Source organism: Duncaniella sp., assembly GCF_029056165.1.
GTDB lineage: Bacteria > Bacteroidota > Bacteroidia > Bacteroidales > Muribaculaceae > Duncaniella.
Genome location: NZ_JAIDBW010000021.1, coordinates 1 through 11,779, shown reverse-complemented (window position 1 = coordinate 11,779; position 11,779 = coordinate 1). Strand labels below are relative to the sequence as shown.

Annotated in this window: 10 protein-coding genes; 2 read left to right on the top strand and 8 right to left on the bottom strand. The window is 51.0% G+C overall.

Annotation, left to right across the window (positions count from 1 at the left end; genetic code table 11):
• Positions 1-151: 151 nt before the first annotated feature.
• Positions 152-1,633, bottom strand: a complete 1,482-nt coding sequence (locus K2G41_RS05090; RefSeq protein WP_300115537.1) for a potassium/proton antiporter — start codon at positions 1,631-1,633, stop codon at positions 152-154.
• A gap of 257 nt (positions 1,634-1,890) precedes the next feature.
• On the opposite strand from K2G41_RS05090, the gene K2G41_RS05085 reads away from it, so the two are divergent.
• Positions 1,891-2,643, top strand: coding sequence for a nitroreductase family protein (locus K2G41_RS05085; protein ID WP_300115529.1), 753 nt, complete (start codon positions 1,891-1,893; stop codon positions 2,641-2,643).
• Positions 2,644-2,842: 199 nt separating this feature from the next.
• Here the strand turns inward: K2G41_RS05085 and K2G41_RS05080 are convergent, their stop codons facing one another.
• The 4 genes from K2G41_RS05080 to K2G41_RS05065 form a co-directional block, all read right to left on the bottom strand.
• Entirely contained in the window at positions 2,843-4,165 is a 1,323-nt protein-coding gene (locus K2G41_RS05080; protein WP_300115512.1) for a DEAD/DEAH box helicase, read from the bottom strand.
• Positions 4,162-4,824, bottom strand: a complete 663-nt coding sequence (locus K2G41_RS05075) for a glucosaminidase domain-containing protein (RefSeq protein ID WP_300115509.1) — start codon at positions 4,822-4,824, stop codon at positions 4,162-4,164. The genes K2G41_RS05080 and K2G41_RS05075 overlap by 4 nt, the downstream gene beginning before the upstream one ends.
• A 176-nt stretch (positions 4,825-5,000) precedes the next feature.
• Entirely contained in the window at positions 5,001-5,894 is an 894-nt protein-coding gene (locus tag K2G41_RS05070) for an Abi family protein (RefSeq protein WP_300115506.1), read from the bottom strand.
• A gap of 148 nt (positions 5,895-6,042) precedes the next feature.
• A complete protein-coding gene (locus tag K2G41_RS05065; protein ID WP_300115503.1) occupies positions 6,043-6,492 on the bottom strand; it encodes a PepSY-like domain-containing protein in 450 nt (149 codons plus the stop codon).
• Between the two features lie 185 nt (positions 6,493-6,677).
• On the opposite strand from K2G41_RS05065, the gene K2G41_RS05060 reads away from it, so the two are divergent.
• On the top strand, positions 6,678-7,868 hold the full coding sequence (locus K2G41_RS05060; RefSeq protein ID WP_300115493.1) for a lipid-A-disaccharide synthase: 1,191 nt from the start codon (positions 6,678-6,680) through the stop codon (positions 7,866-7,868).
• On the opposite strand, the gene K2G41_RS05055 is transcribed toward K2G41_RS05060, so the two are convergent.
• The 3 genes from K2G41_RS05055 to aspT all read right to left on the bottom strand — a co-directional run bounded on the left by K2G41_RS05055 (position 7,847) and on the right by aspT (position 11,594).
• Entirely contained in the window at positions 7,847-8,383 is a 537-nt protein-coding gene (locus tag K2G41_RS05055) for a DUF6808 domain-containing protein (RefSeq protein WP_300115477.1), read from the bottom strand. The two genes, K2G41_RS05060 and K2G41_RS05055, sit on opposite strands and share 22 nt — an antisense overlap.
• Before the next feature lie 278 nt (positions 8,384-8,661).
• Complete coding sequence (locus K2G41_RS05050) at positions 8,662-9,669, bottom strand: YeiH family protein (protein WP_300115542.1); 1,008 nt, start codon at positions 9,667-9,669, stop codon at positions 8,662-8,664.
• A 227-nt stretch (positions 9,670-9,896) separates the two neighbouring features.
• Positions 9,897-11,594: an aspartate-alanine antiporter gene (aspT, locus tag K2G41_RS05045; protein ID WP_300115474.1), complete on the bottom strand. Its 1,698-nt coding sequence runs from the start codon at positions 11,592-11,594 to the stop codon at positions 9,897-9,899.
• Positions 11,595-11,779: the final 185 nt, after the last annotated feature.

Sequence of the window (11,779 nt, the reverse complement as noted above, 5' to 3'; positions counted from 1 at the left end):
ATGGAGCAAATCGCTCTTTGACTAGCAAATTGCTACTTGCTCCATTTGTTAAAATTTTATCCGGACAGCTGTGCGGCACGCCGCGTCCCTACAATCGGATGATTAGCCATATTCCCGAAGGTCACGGTGATTTGCCGCGTCCGTACAAATTCTATTCTTCCTTGATGATCAGCAAGCGGTCGCCCGGCTGCAGACGGCGTGTACCGTTAGGGACAATGTAGCGGTTGCCACGGCGTATCATCATCACCAGCGAACCCGGCGGCAAATGCATGTCACGCAGAGTCGCACCCGATGCCAGATTGTGCTCCGTCAGCGTGAGCGTGTGAAGCGATGTCGGCAGTTCGTCAGCAAGCTCTACGCCGAAATCCTCATCCTCCTGCGCATCCTCGTCAATCAGTCCGAGCCTACGCGCCGAAGCGATCACGGTCGTACCCTGAATAAGCAGCGAGAGGAGGGTAACGAAAAACACGATGTTGAAAATCTGACCCGCTCCCTCGATATCAGCCACCACCGGATATGTCGCAAAGATAATGGGGACAGCTCCACGGAGTCCCACCCACGAAATGAACATCTTCGAACGCGCGGAAATCTTCCGCAGAGGTGCAAGTGACAGAAAGACACTCACGGGTCGTCCGACAAGGATCATAAACACACCGATGAGCAGCGAGACTGCCGCAACGTCGATCATCTCGTGAGGATTCACGAGCAGACCGAGCATAAGGAACACCACGATCTGCGCAAGCCACGTCATGCCGTCGAGAAGCTTGGTGATACCCTTGTTGCACGGAAGCTTCGCATTGCCGAGAAGAATACCGAATATATAGACGGCAAGATAACCGTTGCCGGCGAGGGCAGTCGTGATGGAGAAGGTGAAAAACACACAGCCCAACATGAGTATCGAGATCATCGATGTGGCCTGCGAGACATCCTCCTGCGCCGCTCCACCCTTACCGATACGCGTATAGATCCCGATGAGCCACACCGTCAGCCGCCCCATGAGGAAACCACCGGCGATACCGACTCCGAACTGCAGGATAAGTTCGACGAATATGCCTCCAGCCGAGAGTCCGCTGCCGAGCGTCAGAGCCTCGATCAGAATTATGGTCAGCATATAGGCCATCGGATCATTAGAACCGCTCTCCAGTTCGAGCATCGGGCGCAGATAGTGACGCAAAGCCACCTTCTGACTACCGAGTATGCCGAACACCGAGGCGGAATCCGTCGATGACATAGTGGCCGCAAGCAGCAGCGACGGCAGGAAAGCAAAATGTATGTTGGTCCAGCTCATACCCGACAGCCACCAGATGAACGTTCCGGTGATGAGAGCAGTGAGCAGCACCCCGACAGTCGAAAGGATCAGACCGGGGACAACGACAGGACGTATGGCGGATATCTTTGTCCCCATACCGCCCGAAAAGAGGATGATACAGAGGGCTATCATGCCGATGAACTGTGCGGTGTGCATGTCGCTGAACTGTATGCCGAGACCGTCCGTACCGAAGGCCATCCCGACAAGCAGGAAGATCAGAAGCAAAGGCAGTCCGAACTTATAGCTCGACTTACCGATAAGCACACCGGCAATGAGCAGGATAGATCCGATAAGAAGAATGTTTTCAGAAGTGATGAGTTCCATAACCTGATGATCATTAAAACGTGAGAGGTATCAGTGGGGGGATTTCCTGATGCAAAGTTACCTATTTCAAAGGAGCGATGCAACGATTAAAATATGTTAAATCAACCGACACCGCCTGAACCTAAAGCCTTGACGGAGCGTTGAAAATTCGTAAGCCGTCATTGCATACGGATGCTGACGGCATCAATTTCCTTACCCCGGCATCCGGAAAAATACCTCCACAGATTCAATCACTACCAATACATAAAAACTACATAATGAAAAGTATGAAGGACAGTCTGCTCGACCGGCGCAGCATACGCCGATACGAGCGCGAAGCGATCAGCGACGAACAGATGGAACTCATCTATGAAGCCATCCGAAACACCCCGACAAGCTACAACGGACAGCAGTTTTCCGTGATCGATATCACCGATCAGGAAATCAAGGAACAGATCTATGCCCTGACCAATCAGAAGCAGATCAAGACGTGTAACCACTTCCTGCTGTTTCTCATCGACTATAATAAAATCTCACTTATAAGCGAGGCGAAAGCTATCGACATGCCTCCCTTCCAGCATACGGCAGATGGCCTTATCGTGGGCGTCGTGGATGCATCGCTCGCCATGATGAGCGCGGTGGCTATGGCTGAATCGCTCGGTCTCGGCACATGCCCTATCGGCTACGCACGTACTGTCGCCCCGGAAGCTCTCTCTACCCTGATGAAACTTCCGGAAAAAACCTTCATCGTCTGCGGTCTTGCTATCGGTGTCCCCCGCGAGCTCCCCGACCTCAAGCCCAAACAGCCGCAGAGCCTCGTGATCCATAAGGACCACTACCGTCAGGACAAAGAGGAGATGGTTAAGGAACTGAAAGAGTATGACGAAACGATATCGGAATACAACCGCACACGCGAGGGCAGCAAATCGTCCAACGACTGGGCCTCACACATCGTCGGCTATTACCGCGAGGCGATGAACTACCGCATCCTGCGCGCGCTCCAGCGTCGGGGATTCGATGTGAAGCATTGATGCCGATTTTTCCACCACGATAACGATATTCCGCCACGAAAAAAAACGTGTTAAGGCAATTAAAATTTCGGTTTGTAGGGTCTGCGCTTACGCTGGCCCTACAAACCGAATATAATTTACCGGATAATGAACCTGTGTCCCAAAGGTTATTGCCTAACCTTTGGGACGCAGGTTCATTACGAGATGTCCATATCGCGCCTTAGCCCTGCAGCAGGGAGATTTTTGCGCGGGTATTCTTTATTCGCTCCGGTGCGAGATCCTTGACAAGACGCTTGGCTTCCGAACGCGGGACGGCCACAAGCGCGCAATGGTCACGCAAGGCTATACGCCCGATCTGACCGGCTGTCAGGCCACCCTTGGCTATGAGGAAACCGACGATGTCGCCGCGCGAAATCTTCTCCTTCTTGCCGACGTTGAAATAGAGTGTAGCTGTCGATGATTCGATCGGCTTGTCGCTATGACCCTGCGGGACATAGTCACGATCCCACTCAACGTAGTCGGGGATATTCTCCTCCTCGGTGGTGATGACATAGACCTCACCCTGCGCATCCTGACGCGCAGTGCGCCCGTTGCGGTGTGTCCATGCTTCCGCCGTAGGAGGCAGGTGGTAATGAACCACGGCCGAGAGTTCGGAAATGTCAAGTCCGCGCGATCCGAGATCGGTCGAGACGAGAATTGGAGTAGTGCCGTTGTTGAGTAGTTCGACGGCGTTCTCGCGGTCGTTCTGTTCGAGTCCGCCATGATAGAGTCCGGCAGGAAGTCCGGCCTTGCGCAGAGCGGCGTGTATGCGCTCCACGCTCTCGCGGTGGTTGGCGAACACGATGACACGCCCGTCGGGGAGCGATTTCAGAAGGTCAATGAGTGTGTCGAGTTTATCACGTGACAACGAGGGGACATGGACGATCTGCATCTGCCGTCTCGGCGATTTCGCTTCGCTGAAATCCACAAGTTCCGTCCGGGAGCTCTTAGGGAGATAGTCCGGGAGCTCTGCCAGAGGGGTCGCGGAGGTAAGGATGACAAATGAAACCGATGTCAGGCGACGGCACACTCTCTTCATCTCGTCGGCAAAACCAAGTTCGAGAGCCTTGTCATACTCATCGAGCACAAGTGTGCGCACCCCCGAAAGATCGAGATTCCCGCGCTTTATGTGGTCGAGCAGACGTCCGGGTGTAGCCACTATTATGTCCGGCGTGACAGCAAGCGAATTGACCTCCTCCTGCATGGGATGTCCGCCATAGAAGGCCACGGTTTTCAATCCGGTGGCGATCGGACGGATCACTTCGAAGATCTGGAGCACCAGTTCGCGTGACGGGGCCATGACCACCGCACGCACACGTCCGTCGGCCGGTCCGAGACTTTTCAGTAGCGGGATGGCAAATGCAAGGGTCTTTCCTGAACCGGTAGGAGCGATCAGCGTGACAGTCCCTTTGGGCTGCACTCCGGCCATACGCTGCTGCATCGCATTAAGCCCGGCTATTCCGAGCCGGGCCTGTATATTCGCAATTAATTCTTTTTCTTTCATCTGAATAATTCAATGTCTGCGACATCGACACTGTCGTCAATGTCATGTTGGAAATCCGGACCGAGACCGTCAAGCAGATCCCCTTCCGCAATCTTGGCAGTCGGTTTCCCCGACCGCGCGTGGGAGCTAAGACCGGTGTATATACGAAGTATATTGTGGCCGTAGTGTGGATTCATGGCCCAACGGCCGGCAAGTTTCTCCCAAGTCGGAGCGCAACCGCGCTGCACAAAACCGAACCGCGGATCCACGACTTTCTCACCTTCCGGCAACTCACCCGCGCAAGCGTAGGCATAGAGATGCTGTATCATCGCGGTCACGCCCTCGTCTATCGAACTGAAATGACAACCCTTATCGCCTCGCTTCTTCACTCCGAGGCCGCAATAGTTGTGTGACTTGGCCTTGACCGCCGTACCGTTGTCGAAGCGAAACCATCCAGTTTCGATAATTGCCTGACAAAGTGCGATATCGCCTCGGACACCATAGCGTTCGCCGATTCGGTAGAATGCCTCGGCGACTTCACGTTCGAAATCAGGGTTATGACGACGTACATAATCATACATCTGCTCTGCCTCAACCTCGGCTTTACCAAAAATCGGAGTCTTGGCAAACGTCAGTAGCGGCATCAGCGCCACAAGAAGGGGGAAAATCAGACGTAACATAATTGGTGATACGTGAGAATTTTTACGGATTACGGTTGATTGAAAAATAGAGTTTGTCAATCTTATAACGCGCAAGTTAGTAAAATTCCTCCAAACAACGAAATTTTAACAAAATTAATCTAATTTCATTAAAATTTGCATCACAAATATGGCATTTTTTACTCGTACAGAATGATTCAGGTTCGCCATAATACCTCATCTTCCCAATCTATAGGAAAACCCATTGCCGAAACATTTATGTCCGGATATTTCAACAGAAGAGCCTTAAAACGTCTTCCAAATGTTGAGGTTGGATTAACCGTCTGAAGGAAGTAGAGGATTATAGACAAAATATAATACACTCGTTTTATATCACTTGGTATGGTGATAAACGGTAAATAAGTCCTTCGGGGAACAATAGCATTAATGCTCAATTGCCGATTCCAAAGCCTGCTATGATGAGCACAAATATTCCTCACATACACGATCGAATGCAACCAAGATTCCATTACAGTATCTGTCAGGCCATAAAAATAAGCCAATTGTCTTCTGGCCCGTCCAGCCTTGAGCCATCTGTACATCATGGATAATGTCCCGAAAGAGCCTATTTCAAAGGTAATCCAACTCGGAGGAAAAGTATTCGAATATTTACGCTGAAAATCTATTATTGCATCGTCATCATTGCGTCGCAATTCATTCTGTAAGCTTAATAACAGACCTTCATGTCGCAGCGGATCTCTAAAATTGGCTACATCTTCAAACCAAAAACACCCGGCCTCCTCGCTCATTATCAAGGAAAGTTGAGTGCGTATTGATATTTCTATCTTCTCCAACTCCGCGCAGACCATTTTACGCAATTCTGAATCGAATCTGTAAAGTGAGTATGCAGATTCAAAAGTAGCACCATCCCTGAATGATCGTTCGCCGGTCCGCCGAAATGGCTTCAAATAGCTTTTTATTCTGAAAAGACTGATGTTTTCAAGAATATGGCGGGCTTTATCTTCATCCTTAAAAACAAGACCATCTCTTTTCAGAAGCAGAAGCTGCTCTGAAACTGAAATCGGAGGTTGATTATATAGTGATGCTGTCATAAAATAAAAAAACTTACCCTGAGCGCGCTGGTCTTACGGGAAGCGGGGTAAGTATGTTGACGCAAAGTTAATAATAATTTCTTGTAATTGCGCAGTTATTTATAATTTTTATTTTAACAAATCTTTCCTCAAAATTAAACGATTAAGATCAATCCACAATCTTAACGCTCTTGAATTGGCAGAGGCGGTTGAAAATCATGACGACTCCATCTGATAGACCGACTTCATAGGTGGAGGTCTTTTTCACGATGCTGACAATCTTCGCCCCATTTCCGTTCTTTCTGACATGAGTCCTGATCGCACTTGGGACGAGTTTTTCAGGGACTTCGCGTGATTTACAGTCAACAGAAGTCCATTTGCCGGCATTTGAGAATTCGATTTTCGTTCCGTTAACAAGGCGCACATCGTAGTCAGTCTTTTTAAGCAGATGTTTATCGACCTTGATCATGCCGATTTTCGCTTTAGGGAAATATTCGTCAAGCATCTCCCTTGCCTCCTGAGGAAGCTTGTCGCGGCTGATGGTGTATTCATCAATGATAGCATGTGCAGCTCCTCCCGCCATGAAGAGGAGCATAAGGGTAAATAGTAGTTTCTTCATACTCAGTAATTATTATTTATAACTGTTCTATGTTTATAGAACAAATCAGGAAGCATAAATGTCGCGCCACCGCTACATGATCATGCGATGCCGTTTTGCCATACGGAGTAAAAAAGCTACCTTTGCGCTGTGCAGGGCAGTCATTCTCCCCTACTCTCCCATTCAATATCATCCACACTCTGATCATGAAATATTTCTTCTCGGCCGGTGAGGCATCCGGCGACATACACGCCGCACAGGTGATCAAAGCACTACTGACTCTCGATCCGGAAGCTGACATCTGTTTCCTCGGAGGCGACCGCATGGCCGAAGCCGCCGGACATGAACCCTTGATCCATTTCAGCCGCATGGCTTTTATGGGGTTCATCGATGTGGCCGCACATCTGCCAGAAGTACTCGGAAACCTGAAGACAGCCAAGGAGGCTATAAGCTCCATGCGTCCCGACGCTGTGATTCTGGTGGATTATCCCGGTTTCAACCTCAAATTAGCCAAATATGCCAAGAGCCTTGGAATACCGGTGTTCTACTATATCGCGCCAAAACTCTGGGCATGGAAATCCTACAGGATAAAACAGATCAGGCGTTATGTGGATGAGGTCTTCTCCATACTGCCCTTCGAGCCGGCATGGTTTGCCGAACGCGGTGTAGAGGTTACATACGTGGGAAATCCATCTGTCGAAGAGGTCGAAGCCGCCATCAGGACGTTGCCGTCGCATAAGGAGTTTTTGAACGTCCATTCGCTGACGGATGGCCGTCCTATACTCGCGCTCGTTCCCGGTAGCCGTGTGGGTGAGATAAAGGCCAATCTTCCTGTCATGGATGCCGTGGCACGTCTGCACCCCGACATGCAGACGGTGATAGCTGGTGCGCCGTCGCTTCCGCGTGATTTCTATGCCTCATTCTCGAATTTTCCGGTCATCGACGGTGTGACACTCGGCCTGATGGCCAACTCGCGTGCAGCCCTCGTGACATCCGGCACAGCATCGCTCGAATGTGCGCTTGCGGGCTGTCCGCAGGTGGTCTGCTACCGCGCTGTGGGATGGAAGTGGGCTCATGATATATTCCTTCACATCCTCAAGATCCCCTACGTCTCGCTACCGAACCTCATCGGGGGAAAGATTGACCGCCAGACCCGGCGAGAAGTCAACAATGAAGCTATAAAGACCGGTGTACGCGGCTGTATCGTTCCTGAAATGCTCGTCCACAACTGCACACCCGAAAATGTCAACCGTGAGCTGTCGCGTATTATTCCTGACGGGAAACCGAGGGAGGCGCAACTTGATGGCTACCGGAAGCTGCGCAGGATACTTCACACCGACAGTTCGGCGGCAGAAAACGTGGCGCGTCTCATAGTTCAGAAGCTAAGAAAGGTGTAGGTCAGCCCTACGCTCACTCCGGGCGTGACACCATGCGGACCGACACAGACTCCGGCATTCAGCCCTAAGCCCCAAAGACGGCGGATGGTGTGAGGACGGACAGCGATCAGGCGTGGATAGACCACGAGGGAATCAAGCTTAGGTTCAAATCCGCTGACAACTGCACGGAAGGAAGAATCGGCATAGACTTTTCTGACAATCGGGATTTCAACCCTTACAGAATCAGGTATGGCGACCGCGGTCCGGCCAATATCCGGAAAACTGTCGCGCTCAGCCGCTGCGATAACGGCAGCGGATGATACTAACGGAAATTGACGGACGGCATGACCGACAAACACACTGTCGGGACGGGGCGATGGTATGGACATACGCATGGTGTCACGGATCACGATGGTGTCACAGACCCGTAGGTCACGGATGTCAATGGAACGGTTACGGTTGAGAGTCGAGGATAGGAAATAGCCGATGCTGAGTCCTGCGGAAAACAGGCCGATGCCTAATAGTATCTTTTTCATAGCGGAGAGAGATGAGAATGAGAGTGTGACTAAGTTTTTTTGAGGTTAAACAATCGTGTTGAATAAGGAATTTTGTGGGCGTGACTGATACTGATAAGCTGTGGAGGGGGAAGGTGAAACTTACACGGGAGCAATGTCACGGTGCAAAGTTACGCCCCGAAATCATCCGAAATGGTGCGATAATGAAAAATCGGTTGTATTGCCTGCGCGACCGCAGACCCTACAACCGATTTGATATTGACTGTTTTAATGCAGTTCACATCTTGCAAAGCCCTATCTTACAGCCACATCGGAGCAAGATACTTGGCAAGGAGATATCCGCCTCCTATGAGCCATATATCGAGACAGAATGCAAGTATAAACGGCTTAGCACCGGCTTTCTTAAACTTATCAATGCTCGTCTCAGCACCGAGTGCAGCCATAGCCATAGTCAGGAGGAAGGTGTCGAAATAATTGATGGCATCCACAAGTGCCGCAGGGAGCAGATCGAGTGAATTGAACGCTATAACCACGAGAAAGCCGACTGCAAACCAAGGGATGTTTACCTTGCCCTTCTCACCCGAAGCAGTTTCAGCGGAATTTCTGCGCGCCACCCAGAAACCGAGGATAATAAGCACCGGCACAAGGAGCATCACACGGATCATCTTGACAATGATGGCGACATTGGATATCTCCGTACCCATCGCATTGCCCGCCCCCACGGCGTGGGCCACTTCATGGAGCGTTGATCCGGAATAGATACCCATTTCCTGCGGAGTGAGGTCAAGCAGACCCGAACGGTAGGCTATCGGATAGAGGAACATGGAGATAGTACCGAAAATTACCACCGTAGCGACAGCCACAGCCGTCTTGTAGGGCTGGGTACGGATAGCTGATTCCGCGCCGAGCACGGCGGCCGCACCACAGATGCCGCTACCCACAGAGGTAAGGAGCGCGGTGTCGCGGTCCATCTTCAACAGTCTGCCTATCCATACGCCGCCGAGAATGGTAACCGTGACGATGATGGCATCAATGACGATTCCGGCCACACCGACGTTGACAATGTCCTGAAACGTCAGTCGGAAACCGTAAAGTATGATGCCGAGGCGGAGTATCTTCTTGGAACAGAACTGAATGCCCGGCACCCAAGTCTCCGGCAGATTGTTGCGGAGCGAATTGGCATAGAGCATACCGAGGATGATACCTATGATCATCGGGCTGAACGAAATATCTTTGAAGAACTGTGCTTCGCCGATATAGAAAGCGGCACAGGCAAAAAGAGCGATCAGAAGAATACCGTGAAACATGCTGATACGCTTTTCAGTAAACTTTGGCATAGTTATGAATTGATGTTATGATTTTGAGGTAATTTATTCTCTCATTTATGATTGGATATGATTGGATTGCAACTTTTTCGGAACGTGACATCCCGAAAACATCACTGCTGCAATCAAGTTGCAAAGATAGTGACATTTTCGGGATGTTGGATAATTTGTTTATCGTTATTTTTTTAAACTATTTGAAACACAATGGCCTAAACAAGCAGGGCAATGACTATGCCGGAGAAGATCAGCACGAAGTTACCGACGGCGTATGTCACCGTGTAGCCCATAGCCGGGAGCGTGCTGTCGAGATTGTCCTGAATCGCACCGAGCGCGGCCACGGCGTTACGGCTTCCGGCCACACAGCCGAGGGTCTCCGCTGCGGAAAATTTGAAGATCTTGCGTCCGATGAGAATTGAAAGTATGAGGGGGATCGTTGTGCAGACGATACCTATGAAGAACAGTCCGAAACCGACCTCTTTCAGCCCTTCGACAAACGACGGACCGGCCGACAGACCCACGACGGCTATAAACATGTTAAGGCCAAGATTGTCCATGATCCAAAGAACCGGCGATGGGATTCGTCCGAAAGTCGGACGCTTGTTGCGCAGCCATCCGAGGAAAAGTCCGGCAAGCAGCGCACCACCGCTCGTGCTGATCGAGAGGGGAATACCTCCCCAGTGGATGGTAAGCGCACCGATAAAGCAGCCGATGGCTATTCCAAGTCCGGTGAATACCATGTCGGTCTCATCGGTCGGACGGTCAGAGAATCCGATCTCATCCACAGCGTCGGTCACATCCTGCGGAAGTCCTACGAGGGTGACCACATCGCCGCTCTCAAGACGTGTCTTGGATCGGAGCGGAAGCGAGACATCATTGCGGATCACGCTGCGCACCATCACGCCGCGCATATAGGATTTCGTACGCAGTTCGCCGAGTGTAAGCCCGCATGCACCTGACTTGGAGACAGTGACCGGCAGATTCTCTGTCCCGAAGGTCATCAGCTCATGGTCAACCACCTCCGGACCGATCGATCCGGCCTCCTCGACCACAGTCTCACGTCGGCCTCCGAGCACTATATGGTCACCGCGGGATATCTGTATGCCCGGATCCGGTTCCATTATCTCTCCCTTGATGCGCAGACGCTCCACAAACATGCGGATACCGCGCTCCTTCAGGTGGCGTTCGAGTTCCTTTACTGTACGCGGACGACGGAAATAGTCCGATTCAGCCCTGTATGAGCGGAACGAAATGGTGCGGTTAGCCACAACCATACCGGGATCAGGCTCGAATTCGCCCTGATCCATCTCCGCTTCGAGGGCGGCCGTCTCCTCCTTCACCTTTTTGAGTCCTCCGAGGAGCACCGGTCCGAGATTGGCGATGATCCATGCCGTGCCGATCGTGCCGAACACGTAACAAACTGCATAACATGCCGGGATCATGCTTATGAGATATTCCTGACGGTCAGCGGGGATATTCATGGCACGGATCGTGTCGCTACCCACGCCGATCACCGCCGAGATGGTCTGTGAACCGGCAAAAATACCTATGGCCGTACCTGTGTTATAGCCCATCAGTTTAGCTACGCCTATGCAGACAAGCACGCACAGCACGCCCTCGACCACTGCAAAAGCAATCTGTTTGAGACCGTCGCCCCTGAGTGATCTGAAGAACTGCGGACCGACACTGTAACCGATAGAAAATAGAAAGAGCATGAAAAAGACTGACTTGATCGGCTCGGAAATAGGTATGCCGAGCTGACCGATGAGCACACCGACAAGAAGGGTGGCAGTCACCGGGCCTAACGAAAATGATTTGAATTTAAGATTTCCGAGCCAGAATCCGAGACCGATGGTCAGGAAGATAGGGATCACCTGATTGGCGCGAAACAATTCTGCAAGCCATTCCATAAAAATAAATAGTTGATGATTATTTGCCTCGCCCTACCTTCGGATGTAATGCCGTTTCTGTCTGTGGTCACACACATACCGCAGGCAGGACCGTGATGAATTAATGATTATTATACCGTAGCAGTCATGACAATGGCATGGTTGCTGTAATCATTAACACATCATCGGCATTTTATGTTTATTTC

Excerpts from the sequence above, each read along its gene's own strand:
- K2G41_RS05050 (WP_300115542.1), bottom strand. The coding sequence starts at position 9,669 with ATGTTTCACGGTATTCTTCTGATCGCTCTTTTTGCCTGTGCCGCTTTC.
- K2G41_RS05075 (WP_300115509.1), bottom strand. The coding sequence starts at position 4,824 with ATGTTACGTCTGATTTTCCCCCTTCTTGTGGCGCTGATGCCGCTACTG.
- K2G41_RS05055 (WP_300115477.1), bottom strand. The coding sequence starts at position 8,383 with ATGAAAAAGATACTATTAGGCATCGGCCTGTTTTCCGCAGGACTCAGC.
- K2G41_RS05060 (WP_300115493.1), top strand. The coding sequence starts at position 6,678 with ATGAAATATTTCTTCTCGGCCGGTGAGGCATCCGGCGACATACACGCC.
- K2G41_RS05090 (WP_300115537.1), bottom strand. The coding sequence starts at position 1,633 with ATGGAACTCATCACTTCTGAAAACATTCTTCTTATCGGATCTATCCTG.
- K2G41_RS05085 (WP_300115529.1), top strand. The coding sequence starts at position 1,891 with ATGAAAAGTATGAAGGACAGTCTGCTCGACCGGCGCAGCATACGCCGA.
- K2G41_RS05070 (WP_300115506.1), bottom strand. The coding sequence starts at position 5,894 with ATGACAGCATCACTATATAATCAACCTCCGATTTCAGTTTCAGAGCAG.
- K2G41_RS05080 (WP_300115512.1), bottom strand. The coding sequence starts at position 4,165 with ATGAAAGAAAAAGAATTAATTGCGAATATACAGGCCCGGCTCGGAATA.
- K2G41_RS05065 (WP_300115503.1), bottom strand. The coding sequence starts at position 6,492 with ATGAAGAAACTACTATTTACCCTTATGCTCCTCTTCATGGCGGGAGGA.
- aspT (WP_300115474.1), bottom strand. The coding sequence starts at position 11,594 with ATGGAATGGCTTGCAGAATTGTTTCGCGCCAATCAGGTGATCCCTATC.